This is a genomic window from Mesorhizobium sp. M0751 (assembly GCF_040320265.1).
In the GTDB taxonomy this organism is placed as follows: domain Bacteria; phylum Pseudomonadota; class Alphaproteobacteria; order Rhizobiales; family Rhizobiaceae; genus Mesorhizobium.
The window spans coordinates 416,947-433,458 of sequence record NZ_JAMYPH010000001.1 but is presented as its reverse complement, the minus strand read 5'-3'; the positions used below and the strand labels follow the sequence as shown (position 1 = coordinate 433,458).

Genomic DNA, 16,512 nt, shown 5'->3' with positions numbered 1-16,512 from the left:
CGACGATCTCGTCCCTATGCCGCGCTTCGCGCCAGCGCGCGCTGGTTGGAGGCATAGGGTGTGTCGTGCTGGGGAACCACACCGGTTTTCAGGCAATCGATCCACTCGGCGGTCTTGAGAACCGCCGCGAAGCGCGACTGCAGGACGATCGTCACGACGCGATGGATTTCCTCCCCCGAAGCGTACCCGGCGCTGTTGGCGTACGGCAATGACCCCGTTGCGTCCGACAGGAACTCCACCTCAAAGCCCATATGCACGGCGTGGATGACCGTCGACAGATCGCAATTATGCGTCATGTAGCCAATGACCGTGATCGTATCGATAGCGTTGGCGCGCAGCCACTCCTCGAGGTCTGTGCCGGTGAAGGCGCTCGGCAGGTTCTTTTCGATGTAATGGTCGCGGTTTCGTCTGGCGATTTCCGGGTGCAGCTCGGCGCCATGGCTGCCCTTGGCGAAGACAGGTGAGGTTTCCGGCGCCAACTGTTTGATGACCACCACCTTGACGCCTGCCTCGGTGGCCGCATCCATCGCTCGCGCTACATTGACGACGCTGTCGCGGAAGGGCGGATGCTGGATGGCGAGGTTGCCGCCGTCATAGTCATTTTGAACATCGATGACGATGAGGGCGCGGCGTGGAGCTTTGCCTTTGGCTGGTTGCGACATGGGGTTTTCCTTTCCCGTTGGACATTGATGGGTGGACCATAAGCTCGGCACGGGATTGCAAAAAGTGTCCCAATTGACATTATTCGAAAGAATTGGGACAATTGGTTGTTACTCCTGTTGGTGCTGCCATGACCGATCCTGCCGTTGCCGCCATCGCCTTCGATGGCATCAGCCCGTTTCATCTCTCCGTACCGTGTCTCGTGTTCGGCGCGGATCGCACGACGCTCGGCCTGCCGCGCTTCGACTTCCGGGTCTGCACGATTGAGGACGGGCCGATCCGCACCGATGCCGGGCTGACCATCAGCGTCCCGCACGGGCTTTCCGCGCTCGATGACGCCGACATCGTCATCGTGCCAAGCTGGAAGGATCTCGGGAGCGCGCCTCCAGCGGCATTGATCGACGCGTTGATTGGCGCGCACCGGCGCGGCGCGCTGATCGTCGGACTGTGCCTGGGAACGTTCGCTGTCGCGGCGACCGGACTGCTTTCGGGGCGGCGAGCGGCGACGCACTGGGCCTACGCGGATCAGCTGCAGGAACTCTATCCCGACATTCTCGTCGAACCGGAAGTGCTCTACATCGACAATGGCGATGTCGTGACATCCGCCGGCGTCGCCGCCGGGCTCGACTGCTGCCTGCACGTCGTACGGGCTCGTTACGGCGCGGAGGCGGCACTTCGCCTTGCCCGACAGATCGTGCTTTCTCCGCATAGGCAGGGCGGGCAGGCGCAATTCATCGAACGTCCCATCGCCAGGACCGGCAATGCGGACCGCTTTACCCAGGCTCTCGAAACGGTGCGCAAAACCCTGGGTGAGCCGCACAGTCTGGACAGCGTTGCCGGTCACGCCGGCCTCACCCGCCGGACGTTCACGCGCCGTTTCCAGAAATCGATCGGCACCAGTTTCGGCGACTGGCTGACCGACCAGCGCGTCCAGCTGGCGCAGCGGCTGCTGGAAGCAACTGAAAAATCGATGGACACGGTTGCCTTCGAGGCCGGCTTCGGCAGCGCCACCTCGCTGCGCCAGCATTTCGCAGCGCGCCTCAGAACCTCGCCGGCGCAGTACCGGCGCGAATTCTCGAGGAGTGTCGATCTGGATAGGTTTTCAACGCACTCGCCGAGGTGAGCCTGCGCCCATCCATCGCGTCAGGCGGCGGGCAGCGCCCCAGCACGTTCGACCTGCTGGAGGCCGAGACTGTTGAAATCGAGGCGGATGAGGCGGCGGAATGATCGCTCACTCCGCCGCCCTTATAAGGTCAAGCCATGTCCATCACGGACACGACGACCTGTTTGCCGAGCACCGCCAGGGCCGCCTCAAGCGAGGCGAGCTTGGTCGCGTGATCCGGATCGAGGATCCGGTATGCCTCGGTCTCGGCTTTTCCGAGACGGCGAGCCAGTTCCGATTTGGAGATGCCGGAGGCTTGCACAGCCTCGATGACAGCAATCTTCAAAGCGTCGGTCGCTTCGACAGGCACCTCGACAAGTCCCTTTCCCTTAGCCATGGGCTTGGGAAGGGGCTTACCCTGCGCGAGATACCCGCGCAGGGCCAGTCCAAGGGCTTCAGAGGCATTCTGCTTGGCTTCGACAATGTCGTCGCCAGTGGTGATCGCTTCCGGAACATCCGGAAAGGTCACCAGAAAGCCTCCGTCCGGGTCAATCCCGAATTGCCCCGCGTAAGAGTAAACCATCGTGCATTACCTCATCCTTTCTCTTGTGTTCAATTTGGGCTTTGTGAATTTCCCTGCTGGGGGTCAAATGACCCCCAGCTGCTTCTTGATAAGCTTCACATAGCCCGGTTTAAGTTCGCCAGACTTCACAGTTGTGAACTGCTCGCCAAGCTTAATCCGGTAGTGAGAGCCCTTTCCGTTGTTCTCGAATACTTCGAATGTCAGGTCTTTAAGTCTTGCATATTTTCGAAGCTCTCGAATCAGGGCGTCTCTCGTCAATCCGTTTCACCTCCTTCCGTTGATCTCAATATCACACAAAAATGTGTGGATGTGAAGGAAAACCCACACAAAATTGTGAGGATTTTGCCGATGAGGAGGTGGCAGAATGAACCTCGCCCCGATGGTCACCGACGCCTTCGACCCAAACCATATCGATTTCGACGTGTTCGCCATGTTCCTCGAGGCGCGCGCATGCTCTCTTTCTCGCTCGTTGAAAGAGGTCGCGCCATGTGTCATGTGTCAAGTGACAGATGACGCAGCGAGCAACCCATGGCATTTGAGAAGACCGCAACAAAGGCAGGCAGCAATGAACTGCAGAAGGTGGCCAGATTGCTCGGCGGCAGCCGCGTTCTGGCAAGGCGCCTCAGCAGCGCTTTGGATGCCCACGAGCTGCTTCTGCACGGCCTGCCGGCTTCAGCGCTGGACCATCTTATCGGGCAACTCGTCTTCATCCAGAAGACCGATTCGCTGGAGAAGGCCGTCGGCATGAGCCTGCGCACCTATCAGCGCCGCAAGGATGCTCCTTCCAAGCCTCTCAGTCAGGACCAGAGCGGACGAACCTGGAAGTTCGCGGAGATCCTGTCGAAAGCTACCGACGTGTTCGGTTCGCAGGCGGAAGCAGAGCAATGGCTGGAGCGCCCGGCGATCGGGCTCGACCAGCGTCGTCCAATCGACCTTCTGGCAACGCCGGCGGGGATCGAGCTTGTAGAAGATTATCTCGAACGGCTTGAATATGGCGTTTATGCATGACGCCGCTGCCGGCGGCGCTGGGTGGCTCCGAGCTTATCGGATGGCGCCTCGATCAAGCCGTGTTTGCGCCTACATGGGATAGTGGCGAGGGCGCATACAGGGTGGGCGGACGCTGGAACAGCAAGGGCGTGCGCGCCGTCTACTGCTCGATCGATCCGTCGACCGCGATCCTCGAAGTTGCGGTCCATAAGGGCTTCAGGGCGCTCGACACGATTGCGCATGTCATGACGGCAGCAATCGTCAGCGATGTCGCGGATGTGCATATTGTCGACCCCGCCACCGTGCCCAACCCCAATTGGTTGCGCCCGGGCATTCCGAGCTCCGGGCAACAGGCGTTTGGCGACGATCTTCTGCAACGGCACCGGTTCGTGGTGATTCCGAGCGCCGTATCGCAGCACAGCTGGAACCTGATCTTCGACGCGAGCCTCGCCAGAGGGGCATACGCCATGAAGACCCAGGAGGCGTTTGCGCTCGACACACGGTTGCATCCACCTCCGGCCAAGTGAACACAGCCGCCATGTCCATCAAAACGAGGACATGACCGGCGACAGAAGCGCGGTGCTCAGCCGCTCCTGATTATCCGTGCCGGGTTGCCGACAACCGTGATGTTTGCCGTCACGTCGCGTGTCACCACGGCACCGGCGCCGACGATAGCGCCATCGCCGATCCTGATCCCGCCGAGGATGATGGCACTGCCGCCGATCCAGGCATTGTGGCCGATCTCGACCGGCCTGGCCATCTCCAGCCCTGCCCGTCTTCCGGCGGCCTCCTTGTGGTGCTCGGCGCAATAGATCTGCACATTGGGGCCGAGCAGCGTTCCCTTGCCGATGCGCACTGGCGCCGTATCGAGAATGGTGCAGCCGGCATTGAGGAAGACGCGGTCGCCGAGAAAGATGTTGAAGCCATAGGCGCAGTGGAACGGCGCTTCGATCCGGGCGCCCTCGCCCGCAGCGCCGAGCAGCGCCCGCAATCCAGGCCCGATATCGCCACGCTGCCGGGGTGGCAGGCTGTTGTGCTCGAACATCGCGTCGCGCGCTGTGATGCGCAGCGCCTCCAGTTCCGGATCGAGGCAGCAATACCACTCGCCCGCCGCCATTTTCGTGCGTTCGCTCCCCATCATGGCCGCAACTCCAGTTTCAACTTTGCCAAAGCACAAGTGGTGAAAATACGGAAGCGCCGGCGGAGACACCACCTCTGGTCAAATACCCGACCTATGGTAGCTTGCCTTCTCGGACCTGTCCCAAGCCGGCCATCGAGGGGATCAATCATGCTGTACATTCTTGCACTCCTGATTGGCATCGTTGCCGGGCTTCGCGCCATGACTGCGCCCGCCGCGGTCGCCTGGGGCGCCTGGCTTGGCTGGTTGCCGGTCGCCGGCACCTGGGCGAGCTTCATGGGCCACTGGATCGCCGTCGGCATCTTCACCATCCTGGCCATCGCCGAGCTGGTCACCGACCAGCTGCCATCGACGCCGAGCCGCAAGGTGCCGCAGCAATTCGGCACGCGCATCGTCCTGGGCGCTTTCACCGGCGCGGTGATCGGCGCCACCGGTGGCGCCATCATCGGCGGCCTGATCGCCGGCGCCATCGGCGCGGTGATCGGCACGCTGGGCGGCGCCGAGGCGCGCAAACGCCTGGCCACCGCCTTCGGCAAGGACCCGCCCGCCGCCTTCATCGAGGACGCGGTGGCGATCGTCGGCGGGCTTCTGATCGTGGCGGCAGTGGCATGACGGCAAAGGCATTCGACGCCATCATCGTCGGTGCCGGGCAGGCCGGCCCACCGCTCGCCGGCCGGCTGAATGCGGCCGGCATGAGCGTGGCGCTGATCGAGCGAAAGCTGGTCGGCGGCACTTGCGTCAACACCGGCTGCACGCCGACCAAAACGATGGTAGCAAGCGCCTATGCCGCGCATCTCGCCCGCTCCGCAGCGGATTACGGGGTGACGCTCTCCGGTCCCGTCGGCGTCAACTACAAGGCGATCAAGGCGCGCAAGGACAAGGTCTCCAACGACGCACGCGGCAATCTCGAAGACTGGATTGCCGGCATGGACAAATGCACGCTCTATCGCGGCCATGCGCGTTTCGTGAGCGCCAATGCGGTGCGCGTCGGCGACGATCTGCTGAGCGCCGAAAGGATATTCCTCAACACCGGTGGCCGCGCCTCGGTGCCCGACCTGCCCGGTGTCAACGACGTATCCTACCTCACCAACTCGTCGATGATGGATCTCGACGTGCTGCCGCGCCATCTCATCGTTGTCGGCGGCAGCTATGTCTCGCTCGAATTCGCGCAGATGTTCCGTCGCTTCGGTTCCGAAGTCACAGTCATCGAAAAAAGCCCGCGCCTGATCGGCCGCGAGGACGAGGATGTCTCGGGCGCCATTTTGTCGATCCTCGAAAACGAAGCCATTGCCGTCCATCTCGGCGCTGACGACATCCGCTTCGCCAGGCGAGGCAACGAAATCGCCGTGACGTTCTCGCCAGGCAAGGCAGCTGCGGTCGGCTCGCATGTGCTGCTGGCGCTCGGCCGCACGCCAAACACCGATGATCTCGGCCTCGACAAAGCCGGCGTCGAGGTCGACAAACGCGGCTTCATCGTCGTCGACGACCAGTTGCGCACCAGCGTGCCCGGCATCTGGGCGATGGGCGACTGCAACGGCAAGGGCGCCTTCACCCACACCTCCTACAACGACTACGAGATCGTCGCCGCCAACCTGCTCGACAACGATCCGCGCAAGGTCAGCGACCGCATCGAGGCCTACGCGCTCTATATCGACCCACCACTCGGCCGCTGCGGCATGACCGAAGCCGCGGTTAGGAAATCCGGCCGCCGCGCCCTGGTCGGCCAGCGGCCAATGACCCGTGTCAGCCGTGCCGTCGAAAAAGGTGAGACGCAAGGTTTCATGAAGATCCTGGTCGATGCCGACACCAGGGAGATCCTCGGCTGTTCGGTGCTCGGCCCGGGCGGCGACGAAGCGGTGCACTGCGTGCTCGACCTGATGTATGCCAAGGCGCCGGTCAGCACGCTGGCGCGCGCCGTGCACATCCACCCGAACGTCTCGGAGCTTCTGCCGACCATCGCCCAGGAACTCAAGCCGCTGGTGTGAGCGCAGGGTAGAATCGTGCGCCCATAGCAGCGCCGGCTGGACCAATCGACAGCCCAGGGGCAAAAGGGCATGTGTTCCGCCTCTTCTCCCGGAGGCATCCCATGCAGAAATCCATCGAACGCATCGCCGGCGACAGCGAAGGCGTTTCCTACGAATTCCCCGTCTTCCGCTTCACCGGAACGGACCAGACGGCGCCTTCCGCCTATCTGCAGGCGGCACTTCATGCCGGCGAATTGCCGGGCGTCGTTGCCCTCGACGCGCTGATGCCGATGCTTGGCAAGGCGGAAGCCGAAGGCCGCATCACCGGCAACATGACCATCGTGCCCTGGGCCAATCCGATCGGCCGGGCGCAATATCTCTACGGCGACCATCAGGGCCGCTTCCATCTGGGCACGCGCACCAATTTCAACCGTGGCTTTCCGCGGCTCGCCGCGCCCGACCTCTCGCTCCTGCCGGCGCACGGCACGGTCGACCAGCGGCTGAAGACGCGGCTGCTGCAGCTCTCCATCGGCCACGACATCGTGCTCGACCTGCATTGCGACGATGAAGGCCTCGCCTATCTCTACGTCCACACCAGCCTGTGGCCGGCGATGGCGGACTGTGCGGCGGCCATGGGCGTCGACGCGGTGATGCTGTGGGACGAAGATCCCGACGGCACCTTCGAAGGCGCCTCGATCATGCCGCACCAAAACGTCCCGGCCGACGTGGCGCGCCTCGACCGGCGCGTCGCCACCACCGTCGAATATCGCGGCATACTCGATGTCGACGGCGCCCTGGCCGGTGCCGATGCCGAGGGGCTCTACCGGCTGCTGGTGGCGCGCGGCGTCATCCGGGATCAGGCGCTGCCCGCGCCTGGCAGCTTCGTTGGGCTCGTCGCACCTATCGAAAACATCGAGATGATGCCGGCGCCCCGCTCGGGCGCAATCCTCTTCGACGTGAAGCCGGGCGACCGCGTCACCAAGGGTGCGCGCCTTGCCACCATCGTCCACGCGCCCGGCGAGCCCGACGGCCGCACGGAAGTGTTGGCGCCGCAGGCGGGCCTCATCCTGACACGGCGTTCCCGGCGCATCATCCGCGCCGGCGAAGACCTCTTGAAGCTGGTCGGCGACAGGACGAGCGCCGATGCAAGGTCGGGGACGCTGGAGGACTGACGCACCCGCCGGGCTAGCCCGAAATCGCCTGTCGTGCCTTGGCCTCCAGCCATTCGGCCATCTGCCGGTACGGCACCGGACCATGGCTCACGCGGGCGACGCCGAGTTCGGCAAGCCTCTGGCGCGGCGGCACATGCGCCAGGGCAATGATGTTGACCGGCAATGCCGTTGCCTCGCAGAGCGCCTCGATCAGGCCTTCATCGGCAAGCCCCGGCGCAAAGAAGCCATGCGCTCCGGCCCTTTCGTAGGCGTGCGCCCGCTCGATCGCCTGATCGAGAAGAGCCCTGTCGTGCGCATTCGGTTTAGCCTTCAGGAAAATGTCGGTTCGGGTGTTAATGAAGGCCGGAATACCCGACGCCTTCACCGCCGCTGCGGCGGCTTCGATCCGCTTCACCTGTATGGCGATGTCGTGCAGCCCACTGCCGCCGACAATCTGATCCTCGAAATTAAAGCCGACGGCCCCAGCCTGCACGGCGAGCGCCACGCTGCGGGCGACAACCTCCGGAGCGACCCCGTAACCCCCCTCGAGGTCCATGGTTACCGGCACATCCACCGCCGCAACGATGCGTTTGATGTTTTCGAGCGCGAGTTCCAACGGGATCTTCTCGCCATCGGCGAATCCGAAAGCAGCCGCGACCGGCCAGCTTCCGGTGGCGATGGCCCTGGCCCCTGCTTTCTCGATGATCTTGGCGGAGCCTGGATCCCAGGCATTGTAGAGGACAACCGGGTTTCCCTTGACATGGAGGGAATGGAACGTCCGTGCGCGGTCGATCTGCTCGGTCATTTGATATCTTCCCGTCTTCTTGCTGTTTGATGCAGAGTCTAGGCAGGACTGCCGGTCTTGGCCATGTGCCATGGGTTGCGAAAGCGGCAGCCACCCCACAGACTTTCAAACCTGTTGCGCATACCGCTTTTCGCGGCTATGGATTTCGCCATGAATATGCGTTCGATCAAGACCATTTGGTGGTGGGCTCGCTGACAGCGGCCTGTTCGAACGCGTTCGCGTGACAATAGAGGGTGGCCGCAGCGGAATGTCCGGGCGGCCATTTGTTTTTTTCAAGCCATTCCCGGGTCCGTTGCCCCAAAGACGCTGATGGAGACGGCAATGACGACGAAAATTCTGGAGAATGGCGCCGAGCGCTTCGTCACCGCGGGTGGCGTGGCGATTACCCGCCAGCGCCAAGACCGGCCATATGAAGGGGCGATCGACGGCTATGTCGATGGCCTGAATTCGCGCCGCGGCGCCGTGTTTTCCTCGAATTACGAATATCCCGGCCGCTATACCCGCTGGGACACCGCCATCATCGATCCGCCCGTGGTGATCTCGGCACGCGGTCGCACCATGCGCATCGAGGCGCTGAACCGCCGCGGCGAGGTGCTTTTGCCGGTGATCGGCACGGTGCTTGCCGGCCTTGACGACGTAACGATCGCCGAGACGTCCAACAAACTCATCCGCCTCGAGGTCGCCAAGCCCGGTCGTATCTTTACCGAAGAGGAACGCAGCCGCGTTCCCTCCGTCTTCACCGTGCTGCGCGCCATCACGGCTTTGTTCAAGACCGAGGAGGACGCCAATCTCGGCCTCTATGGCGCCTTCGGCTACGACCTCGCCTTCCAGTTCGATCCGGTCGACTACAAGCTCGAGCGCAAGCCAAGCCAGCGCGATCTCGTGCTGTTCCTGCCCGACGAAATCCTCGTCGTCGACCATTATTCGACCAAGGCCTGGACCGACCGCTACGACTATTCCGGCGATGGCTTCTCGACCGAAGGCCTGCCGCGCGACGAAGTCGTCGAGCCGTTCAGGACCGCAGACCGCATCCCGCCGCGCGGTGACCACGAGCCGGGCGAATATGCCAAGCTGGTGCGCAAGGCGATGAAGAGCTTCGAGCGCGGCGACCTGTTCGAAGTGGTGCCGGGGCAGATGTTCTACGAACGCTGCGAAACCCAGCCCTCCGAAATTTCCCGCAAGCTGAAGAGCATCAACCCTTCGCCCTATTCCTTCTTCATCAATCTCGGCGAGGGCGAATATCTGATCGGCGCTTCACCGGAAATGTTCGTGCGCGTCAACGGCCGCCGCGTCGAGACCTGCCCGATCTCCGGCACGATCAAACGTGGCGACGATGCCATCTCCGACAGCGAGCAGATCCTGAAGCTGCTCAATTCGAAGAAGGACGAGTCCGAACTCACCATGTGCTCGGACGTCGACCGCAATGACAAGTCGAGGGTCTGCGAGCCGGGCTCGGTGCGCGTCATCGGCCGCCGCCAGATCGAAATGTATTCGCGCCTGATCCACACCGTCGACCACATCGAGGGACGGCTGCGCGAAGGCATGGACGCTTTCGACGCCTTTCTGTCGCATGCCTGGGCGGTCACCGTTACCGGCGCGCCGAAATTATGGGCCATGCGCTTCATCGAGCAGAACGAGAAGAGCCCGCGCGCCTGGTATGGCGGGGCGATCGGCATGGTCAATTTCAACGGTGACATGAACACAGGCCTGACGCTTCGCACCATCCGCATCAAGGACGGCATCGCGGAGGTGCGCGCCGGCGCCACGCTGCTCTTCGACAGCATCCCCGAGGAAGAAGAAGCCGAAACCGAACTGAAGGCCTCCGCCATGCTCTCCGCCATCCGCGACGCCAAATTAGGCAATGCCGCCAGCACCGAACGCAGCACCGCGCGTGTCGGCGACGGCGTCAACATCCTCTTGGTCGATCACGAGGACAGTTTCGTCCATACGCTCGCCAACTATTTCCGCCAGACCGGCGCCAATGTCTCGACGGTGCGCACACCGGTGCCGGACGAGATCTTCGACCGGCTGAAGCCAAACCTGGTCGTGCTGTCGCCCGGCCCCGGCACGCCGAAGGACTTCGACTGCGCCGCCACCATCAAGAGAGCCCGCGCACGCGACCTGCCGATCTTCGGCGTCTGCCTCGGGCTGCAGGCGCTGGCCGAGGCCTATGGCGGCGAGCTGCGGCAATTGCACATCCCGATGCATGGCAAGCCGTCGCGCATCCGCGTGTCGAAGCCGGGCATCATCTTCTCCGGCCTGCCCAAGGAGGTGACGGTCGGCCGCTATCATTCGATCTTCGCCGATCCGGTGCGGCTGCCCGATGGTTTTGTCGTCACCGCCGAGACCGAAGACGGCATCATCATGGCCTTCGAGCACCGCAAGGAGCCGATCGCTGCGGTGCAGTTCCACCCGGAATCGATCATGACGCTCGGCCACAATGCCGGCATGCGCATCATCGAGAACATTGTCGCGCACCTGCCGCGCAAGGCCAAGGAAAAGGCCGCTTAGGGCCAGGAGTTTTCGTGTTGAGGTTTGCGCTCTACGTCGCCCCCCTCTGTCCTGCCGGACATCTCCCCCACTTGGGGGGAGATTGTCTCTCATTTCGGTTTTCGCCAATCTCAAACATTGTAGATCCAGCGACGTCGTCCATGATGGCCGATCTCCCCCCTCGTGGGGGAGATGTCCGGCAGGACAGAGGGGGGCGCGAAGGAACGCGGCCTCCTCAATGACCACCGCCGAAATCAAAACCGCCGCCAGGCAGAAGGTCGCCAGCCTCGCCTTCTGGTCGATCATTGTCGCCTTCGTCGTGCTCGGCCTGAAGCTGGCCGCCTGGTACATCACCGGCTCGGTTGCGCTTTATTCGGACGCGCTGGAATCGATCGTCAACGTCATTGCCTCGGCCGCCGCATATTGGGCGATCCGGGTCAGTTACAAGCCGGCCGATCAGGACCATCCGTTCGGCCACCACAAGGCCGAGTATTTCTCGGCCGTCCTCGAAGGCGTGCTGATCGTGCTTGCCGCCTTGCTGATCCTCAATGAGGTCTGGTGGTCATGGCAACACCCCGCGCCGCTCGAACAGCCATGGACCGGCCTTGCCGTCAATGGCGTCGCAACGGTCATCAACGCCGTCTGGGCCTTGACGCTGATCCGCACCGGCCGAAGCGAAAAATCGCCGGCTCTCGTCGCCGACGGCAGGCACATCATGACCGACGTGGCGACCTCGGTCGGTGTGTTCATCGGCCTGGTCGGCGCCGTGCTGACCGGCTGGCAGGTTCTCGATCCGGCTCTTGCCGTGATCGTGGCGCTGAACATTCTTTGGCAGGGCTGGCACGTCATCGGCTCGTCGATGAACGGGCTGATGGACCGCGCCGTCGACACCCAGGAACATATCCGCATCCGCGATATCATCTCGGCCAATTGCAAGGGCGCGCTCGAGGTCCACGACCTGAAGACCCGCATCGCCGGCCGCGCCACCTTCATCGAGTTCCATCTGGTCGTCGACGCCGACATGTCGGTCGGCGCCAGCCACGTCATCTGCGACCGCATCGAGGACGCGCTGCAGGCAGAGATCCCTTCCGTCCGCGTCATCATCCATGTCGAGCCCGACGACGAGGCGAAACTGCCCAAGGGCACGACGGCCGTGCCCTTCGCGTGAGGTGGCGCGGAGAAAAATCGCTCAGTGGTGATCCTTCGCGCCCCCCTCTGTCCTGCCGGACATCTCCCCCACAAGTGGGGAGATTGGCAGCTTCAGCGCGCCGCTCACTCCTGCGACGATGGGTGATTGGCGAAGGCGGCAGTGACGGCCGATCTCCCCCCAAGTGGGGGAGATGTCCGGCAGGACAGAGGGGGGCGCTGTCCCTCCAGCATTGCGGTTGCTATAGCCCGCAGGCGGCCTGCGGCATCGGCACCAGCCGGTAGACCTTGTCGTCGGAGCTGGTGTCGCCTTCCGCCGCCTTCGAGCACAGATCGACGATCGGCAGGCCGCTGTTCGGGTTGGCCAGCATCATCGTGCCGTTGGCGCCGCGGCGGAGGAAGACCTCCTTTTGCGCGATGTCGCAGGAGGCTGCACCCGTCTTCGCGCTCGCCGCGCAGCGCCACTGGTCGCCCTCGCCCTGGCAGTTGTAGACCTGCGTGACCTTGGCCGATTTCTGCCGCGTGGTAACTGAAACGGCGATATCGGCGCCGCTTGGCCAATTGGCCGGATCGCCAGCCCCGGCGAAAGACGCCAGCTCGACCGGTCCGCGATAAACCCGGATCGTCTGCGTCAGCTGATCGGGATGCGAGCCGAGATGCGCGGCATCGTAGTCGCGGCCGTAGCAGAAGGCCTGGTCCGGCTTCAGCCGCTCGCGCAATGGCGGGCCAAGGGCGGGGTCGATCGGGTCGATGCGCGCGAACTCCGCCTTGCAGGTGGCGGCCGGCATCGGGTCGAGCCTGAAGCCGTTGTCGTCCTTGCCCAGCGCCTGCCGTTCGTACTCCGCCTTGCCGAGCTCGTCTTCCGATCCGGCGTCGAGATAGAGGTCGGGCTGCACGTCCGAGATCATCAGCCGGCCTTTGTCGTCGACCTTCAGCGAAGCCATGGTGCGATCGCAGTCCATGCCGCAGCGGATCGGGCCGGTCTTGCCGTCCTCCGACTCGTGACTGCACCAGCCGCCGAGCCATTCCGGCGCCTCGGCGCCGCGCACCGTCGTCGCCATGAAGCCATTGTAGGAGGAATCGATGCCCGTGCTTGGCTCCTCGTTTGGCCGGCTGACCGGATCGCGGCCGTAATAGAAGAAGATGCGCGTCACCTTCTGCTGCGGATGCGACTTGAGATGCGCGGCGTCGTAGACGCGGCCGAAGCAGGCGTCCTTGCCGTCGGGGCTGAGCTCGGTGAGTTTGAGCGTCTCGTCGGCGAAAGCAGTGCCGGCGACGGCGGCAAGCAAGGCAACCCCACTCCCGGCGCCCATCACGGTCCTTGATATCATGCTGGCTCCCCCTGCCCCGACAAGACGTGGCTTCAATTTATGCTAGGATCGAGGCCGAGGCCACGCAATTTGCGCGGGCAGGCCAAATGGGAGATGAAGCCATGCGACGCCGCGATATTTTCCGCGTCGGTCTTGCCGGGGCTGCCGGGCTTTTCGGGCTGCGCCCCATCAAGGCAGCAGCTAGTGAAGTCAAGGCCGTCGAAGAGGAAAGGCAAAAGGTCGCCTATCACCTCAGCGACCTCGACAAGGTCAATTTCGTGCTCGGCAACATCAAGAACCACTTCGAAGGCACCGACGGCAAGGTCGACATCGCGCTTGTCGTGCACGGCCCGGCACTTGCCGCCTTCAAGTCGAAGGGCATATCGGCCGCCATTTCCGGGCGGTTCGCCGGCCTTGTCCAGGATGGGCTCCGCCCGCACGCCTGCGCCAACACCATGCACGGCATGGATATCGGCCTGGCCGACCTGCTCGACGGCTTCCATGCAGCCGACCGGGGTGGCGTCGTCAAGCTCGCCGAATTGCAACGCCAGGGCTACGCCTATCTCAGGCCATAGGCTTTTACGGACTTGAACGCGAGGACTGCGAGGGCCTACGAAGAGCAGGCAGAGTCCCCCGGAGGAATAGACGTGCCAGCCACCACCACCCTTGTCAGCCCCACTCTGGTCATCCCCGACCTTGCCGGAAAGGCGGTCCTGGTCACCGGCGCCTCGACCGGCATCGGCGCGGCGCTTGCACTTGCCTACGCCGCGCAGAAATGCCGCGTCGCGCTGCATTACAATTCAAGCCGCGCGGCTGCCGAAAACCTGGCCGCGACCATTCGCAACGGCGGCGGCGAGGTATTCCCAGTCCAGGGCGATTTCTCGATTCCCGCCGATGTCGAGCGCGTCGTCGAGGACAGTGCGCAACATTTCGGCCGGCTCGACGGCCTCGTCAACAATGCCGGCGGCATGCTCGGCCGCGTGCCCTATGCCGAGCAGACCGAGGCGCATTACGACGCGGTGATGGACCTCAACGCGCGTTCCGTGCTGACAGCTTCGCGCAAGGCGATCCCATGGCTGAAGCGGCAGGGTGGCTTCATCGTCAACACCTCCTCGATCGCCGCGCGCAACGGAGCCGGTGGCGGCGCCGGCCTTTACGGCTCGGCCAAGGCCTTCGTCTCCAACATCACGCGCGGCATGGCCAAGGAGCTGATCGGTTTCAACATCCGCGTCAACGCGGTAGCGCCCGGCACGATCGCGACGCCTTTCCACGAGCGCTACTCGACCGACGACCAGATGAGAGGCATGATCGCCACCATCCCGCAGGGCCGCGCCGGCACCGCCGAGGACTGCGTCGGCGCCTATCTATTCCTCTCCTCCGATCTGCTGAGCGGCTACATCATCGACCAGGTGATCGAGGTCAATGGCGGCCAGTTGATGCCGTAGGCGACGAACTGCATACTCCTGGTTGCGTCATCTCAACGGAGCAAAAGCGAATGTACGGACTGATCGGCAAGATGCGGGCGATGCGCGGCCAGCGTGACGCAATGATGGATATCCTGCTCGCCAGCACCGGCGCCATGCCCGGCTGCCTGAACTACATCATCGCCACCGACCCGGCCGATGCCGACGCGATCTGGGTGACCGAAGTGTGGACCGACGCCGAAAGCCACAAGGCTTCGCTGCAGCTGCCCGAGGTCCAGGCGGCAATCGCCAAGGCACGGCCGATCATTGCCGGCTTCGAGTTTCAGGTGGAAACGCATCCTGTTGGCGGGTTCGGGTTACCGGCGGTGAAGGCGGGATAGAGGGAGAGGCCGGCGGGACAGCGCCCCCCTCTGGCCTGCCGGCCATCTCCCCCGCTAGTGGGGAGATTGATTGTCACTTCGGCCTTCGCCAACCTCCAAAGAAGAGCGCTGTCGGCGAAGCTGCCAATCTCCCCACTAGAGGGGGAGATGGCCGGCAGGCCAGAGGGGGGCGCGAAGGATCGCTACGGATGGTTGTGCCATTACCACCCACGACCGTTTCCCCCGCAAAAAAGGTTCGCATTTTTTAGCGACCGGTCTAAGAGCCGATCTATGGATTCTTCCCCGAACCCGCCGGCCATCGAGCATCTGGCGCGGATCCACAAGGCTTGGCAGTGGCCGGTCCTGGTGGTGGTCTCGGTGCTGTTTGCCGGCGCGCTGGAACTCGCCGCCCTGCCCGCCGCGCTCTTGATCGGACCGATGCTGGCGGCCATCGCTGCCGGCACCAACGGCGCCACGGTGCGCGTGCCGCGGGTTCTGTTCGGCTCAGCCCAGGCGGTCGTCGGCTGCCTGGTCGCCAGTTCGATCTCGGCCGATATCTTTCCCGTCTTTTACAGGGAATGGCCGCTGTTCCTCGGCGTCGTGATGGCGACGATCGCGGCATCCAGCCTGCTCGGCTGGCTGATCAGCCGCTGGCGCATCCTGCCCGGCACCACCGCGGTCTGGGGCTCGTCGCCGGGCGCCGCCACCGCCATGGTGCTGATGGCCGGTGCCTTCGGCGCCGACCAGCGCCTCGTCGCCTTCATGCTTTATCTGCGCGTCATCTGCGTGTCGATGACGGCAGCCCTGGTGGCCAAGCTTTGGGTCGACACCTCAGGCATCGAGGTGCCGGCCATCGTCTGGTTCCCACCGGTCGACCCGCAAGGCTTGGCCGCAACATTCGGCGTGGCGCTGGTCGGCGGCCTCGCCGGAAAGCTTTTCAGGCTGCCGTCGCCGTTCTTCCTCGGCACCTTCATTTTCGGCACCGTGATCCATCTCGGGCTCGGCGTGACCATGCAGTTGCCACCGTGGCTGCTTGCCTTGAGCTATACAATGATCGGTTGGAGCATCGGCCTGAATTTCACCAGGGCCATTTTGCGCCACGCGGCCCGCGCGCTGCCGCAGATCGTCGGCTCGATCATTGCCCTGATCGTCTTTTGCGGCGGCCTCGCCTTCCTGATCAGCCGCCTGCTCGGCATCGATCCGCTGACCGCCTATCTGGCAACCAGCCCCGGCGGCATGGACAGCGTCGCCATCATCGCCGCCGCCGCGCAGCATGTCGACATATCCTTCGTCATGGCGCTGCAATCGGCACGCTTCCTGATCGTGCTTCTGGTCGGCCCAAGCGTGGCGCGGCTGGTGGCGAAAAGCCTGCGGGAGTAAGATCGGCCGGGTA

18 protein-coding genes are annotated in these 16,512 nt (G+C 63.8%); 12 read left to right on the top strand and 6 right to left on the bottom strand.

Features of this window, described 5'->3' with window-relative positions; translation table 11 throughout:
- Nucleotides 1-14: 14 nt before the first annotated feature.
- Nucleotides 15-662 (bottom strand): cysteine hydrolase family protein, encoded by a 648-nt coding sequence (locus NKI19_RS02000; protein WP_352488965.1) that lies wholly within the window; start codon nucleotides 660-662, stop codon nucleotides 15-17.
- A gap of 128 nt (nucleotides 663-790) precedes the next feature.
- Between NKI19_RS02000 and NKI19_RS01995 the strand changes: the two genes are divergently transcribed.
- Entirely contained in the window at nucleotides 791-1,783 is a 993-nt protein-coding gene (locus tag NKI19_RS01995) for a GlxA family transcriptional regulator (RefSeq protein ID WP_352488964.1), read from the top strand.
- Between the two features lie 130 nt (nucleotides 1,784-1,913).
- Here NKI19_RS01995 and NKI19_RS01990 read toward each other — a convergent pair whose 3' ends face one another.
- Both NKI19_RS01990 and NKI19_RS01985 read right to left on the bottom strand, forming a co-directional pair.
- Nucleotides 1,914-2,345, bottom strand: a complete 432-nt coding sequence (locus NKI19_RS01990; protein WP_352565768.1) for a type II toxin-antitoxin system HicB family antitoxin — start codon at nucleotides 2,343-2,345, stop codon at nucleotides 1,914-1,916.
- A gap of 63 nt (nucleotides 2,346-2,408) precedes the next feature.
- Nucleotides 2,409-2,603, bottom strand: a complete 195-nt coding sequence (locus NKI19_RS01985) for a type II toxin-antitoxin system HicA family toxin (RefSeq protein ID WP_352565767.1) — start codon at nucleotides 2,601-2,603, stop codon at nucleotides 2,409-2,411.
- Between the two features lie 270 nt (nucleotides 2,604-2,873).
- Here NKI19_RS01985 and parS point away from each other — a divergent pair, with 270 nt between their 5' ends.
- Together parS and NKI19_RS01975 are read left to right on the top strand one after the other, a co-directional pair.
- Complete coding sequence (gene parS, locus NKI19_RS01980) at nucleotides 2,874-3,353, top strand: type II RES/Xre toxin-antitoxin system antitoxin (RefSeq protein ID WP_352488961.1); 480 nt, start codon at nucleotides 2,874-2,876, stop codon at nucleotides 3,351-3,353.
- Entirely contained in the window at nucleotides 3,350-3,859 is a 510-nt protein-coding gene (locus NKI19_RS01975) for an RES family NAD+ phosphorylase (protein ID WP_352488960.1), read from the top strand. Before parS ends, NKI19_RS01975 begins: the two co-directional genes overlap by 4 nt.
- 56 nt (nucleotides 3,860-3,915) lie before the next feature.
- Here the strand turns inward: NKI19_RS01975 and NKI19_RS01970 are convergent, their stop codons facing one another.
- On the bottom strand, nucleotides 3,916-4,473 hold the full coding sequence (locus NKI19_RS01970) for a sugar O-acetyltransferase (RefSeq protein WP_352488959.1): 558 nt from the start codon (nucleotides 4,471-4,473) through the stop codon (nucleotides 3,916-3,918).
- A gap of 147 nt (nucleotides 4,474-4,620) precedes the next feature.
- On the opposite strand from NKI19_RS01970, the gene NKI19_RS01965 reads away from it, so the two are divergent.
- From NKI19_RS01965 to NKI19_RS01955, 3 genes are all read left to right on the top strand, one after another.
- Nucleotides 4,621-5,082, top strand: coding sequence for a DUF4126 domain-containing protein (locus NKI19_RS01965; RefSeq protein WP_352488957.1), 462 nt, complete (start codon nucleotides 4,621-4,623; stop codon nucleotides 5,080-5,082).
- A complete protein-coding gene (locus tag NKI19_RS01960; RefSeq protein WP_352488956.1) occupies nucleotides 5,079-6,455 on the top strand; it encodes an FAD-containing oxidoreductase in 1,377 nt (458 codons plus the stop codon). Before NKI19_RS01965 ends, NKI19_RS01960 begins: the two co-directional genes overlap by 4 nt.
- Nucleotides 6,456-6,556: 101 nt before the next feature.
- Nucleotides 6,557-7,606 carry a M14 family metallopeptidase gene (locus NKI19_RS01955; RefSeq protein WP_352565765.1) on the top strand — a complete coding sequence of 350 codons (1,050 nt, stop codon included), beginning with the start codon at nucleotides 6,557-6,559 and terminating at the stop codon, nucleotides 7,604-7,606.
- 13 nt (nucleotides 7,607-7,619) lie between these two features.
- On the opposite strand, the gene NKI19_RS01950 is transcribed toward NKI19_RS01955, so the two are convergent.
- Nucleotides 7,620-8,390, bottom strand: coding sequence for an isocitrate lyase/PEP mutase family protein (locus NKI19_RS01950; RefSeq protein WP_352488953.1), 771 nt, complete (start codon nucleotides 8,388-8,390; stop codon nucleotides 7,620-7,622).
- 321 nt (nucleotides 8,391-8,711) lie between these two features.
- Between NKI19_RS01950 and NKI19_RS01945 the strand changes: the two genes are divergently transcribed.
- Together NKI19_RS01945 and NKI19_RS01940 are read left to right on the top strand one after the other, a co-directional pair.
- Nucleotides 8,712-10,901: an anthranilate synthase gene (locus tag NKI19_RS01945; protein ID WP_352565763.1), complete on the top strand. Its 2,190-nt coding sequence runs from the start codon at nucleotides 8,712-8,714 to the stop codon at nucleotides 10,899-10,901.
- A 217-nt stretch (nucleotides 10,902-11,118) separates the two neighbouring features.
- A complete protein-coding gene (locus tag NKI19_RS01940; RefSeq protein WP_352488950.1) occupies nucleotides 11,119-12,048 on the top strand; it encodes a cation diffusion facilitator family transporter in 930 nt (309 codons plus the stop codon).
- 220 nt (nucleotides 12,049-12,268) lie between these two features.
- Here the strand turns inward: NKI19_RS01940 and NKI19_RS01935 are convergent, their stop codons facing one another.
- Complete coding sequence (locus NKI19_RS01935) at nucleotides 12,269-13,357, bottom strand: hypothetical protein (RefSeq protein WP_352488949.1); 1,089 nt, start codon at nucleotides 13,355-13,357, stop codon at nucleotides 12,269-12,271.
- Nucleotides 13,358-13,458: 101 nt separating this feature from the next.
- Here NKI19_RS01935 and NKI19_RS01930 point away from each other — a divergent pair, with 101 nt between their 5' ends.
- The 4 genes from NKI19_RS01930 to NKI19_RS01915 all read left to right on the top strand — a co-directional run bounded on the left by NKI19_RS01930 (nucleotide 13,459) and on the right by NKI19_RS01915 (nucleotide 16,499).
- Entirely contained in the window at nucleotides 13,459-13,911 is a 453-nt protein-coding gene (locus tag NKI19_RS01930) for a DsrE family protein (RefSeq protein ID WP_352488948.1), read from the top strand.
- Nucleotides 13,912-13,983: 72 nt separating this feature from the next.
- Entirely contained in the window at nucleotides 13,984-14,781 is a 798-nt protein-coding gene (locus NKI19_RS01925; RefSeq protein WP_352488946.1) for an SDR family NAD(P)-dependent oxidoreductase, read from the top strand.
- A 50-nt stretch (nucleotides 14,782-14,831) separates the two neighbouring features.
- On the top strand, nucleotides 14,832-15,140 hold the full coding sequence (locus tag NKI19_RS01920) for a putative quinol monooxygenase (protein ID WP_352450553.1): 309 nt from the start codon (nucleotides 14,832-14,834) through the stop codon (nucleotides 15,138-15,140).
- Between the two features lie 270 nt (nucleotides 15,141-15,410).
- Nucleotides 15,411-16,499, top strand: a complete 1,089-nt coding sequence (locus tag NKI19_RS01915) for an AbrB family transcriptional regulator (protein WP_352488945.1) — start codon at nucleotides 15,411-15,413, stop codon at nucleotides 16,497-16,499.
- The last annotated feature ends 13 nt before the right edge of the window (nucleotides 16,500-16,512 follow it).

Bases quoted from the DNA above. Each gene is read 5' to 3' on its own strand.
- NKI19_RS02000 (WP_352488965.1), bottom strand. From the start codon at position 662: ATGTCGCAACCAGCCAAAGGCAAAGCTCCACGCCGCGCCCTCATCGTC.
- NKI19_RS01995 (WP_352488964.1), top strand. From the start codon at position 791: ATGACCGATCCTGCCGTTGCCGCCATCGCCTTCGATGGCATCAGCCCG.
- NKI19_RS01990 (WP_352565768.1), bottom strand. From the start codon at position 2,345: ATGGTTTACTCTTACGCGGGGCAATTCGGGATTGACCCGGACGGAGGC.
- parS (WP_352488961.1), top strand. From the start codon at position 2,874: ATGGCATTTGAGAAGACCGCAACAAAGGCAGGCAGCAATGAACTGCAG.
- NKI19_RS01975 (WP_352488960.1), top strand. From the start codon at position 3,350: ATGACGCCGCTGCCGGCGGCGCTGGGTGGCTCCGAGCTTATCGGATGG.
- NKI19_RS01970 (WP_352488959.1), bottom strand. From the start codon at position 4,473: ATGATGGGGAGCGAACGCACGAAAATGGCGGCGGGCGAGTGGTATTGC.
- NKI19_RS01965 (WP_352488957.1), top strand. From the start codon at position 4,621: ATGCTGTACATTCTTGCACTCCTGATTGGCATCGTTGCCGGGCTTCGC.
- NKI19_RS01960 (WP_352488956.1), top strand. From the start codon at position 5,079: ATGACGGCAAAGGCATTCGACGCCATCATCGTCGGTGCCGGGCAGGCC.
- NKI19_RS01955 (WP_352565765.1), top strand. From the start codon at position 6,557: ATGCAGAAATCCATCGAACGCATCGCCGGCGACAGCGAAGGCGTTTCC.
- NKI19_RS01950 (WP_352488953.1), bottom strand. From the start codon at position 8,390: ATGACCGAGCAGATCGACCGCGCACGGACGTTCCATTCCCTCCATGTC.
- NKI19_RS01945 (WP_352565763.1), top strand. From the start codon at position 8,712: ATGACGACGAAAATTCTGGAGAATGGCGCCGAGCGCTTCGTCACCGCG.
- NKI19_RS01940 (WP_352488950.1), top strand. From the start codon at position 11,119: ATGACCACCGCCGAAATCAAAACCGCCGCCAGGCAGAAGGTCGCCAGC.
- NKI19_RS01935 (WP_352488949.1), bottom strand. From the start codon at position 13,357: ATGATATCAAGGACCGTGATGGGCGCCGGGAGTGGGGTTGCCTTGCTT.
- NKI19_RS01930 (WP_352488948.1), top strand. From the start codon at position 13,459: ATGCGACGCCGCGATATTTTCCGCGTCGGTCTTGCCGGGGCTGCCGGG.
- NKI19_RS01920 (WP_352450553.1), top strand. From the start codon at position 14,832: ATGTACGGACTGATCGGCAAGATGCGGGCGATGCGCGGCCAGCGTGAC.
- NKI19_RS01915 (WP_352488945.1), top strand. From the start codon at position 15,411: ATGGATTCTTCCCCGAACCCGCCGGCCATCGAGCATCTGGCGCGGATC.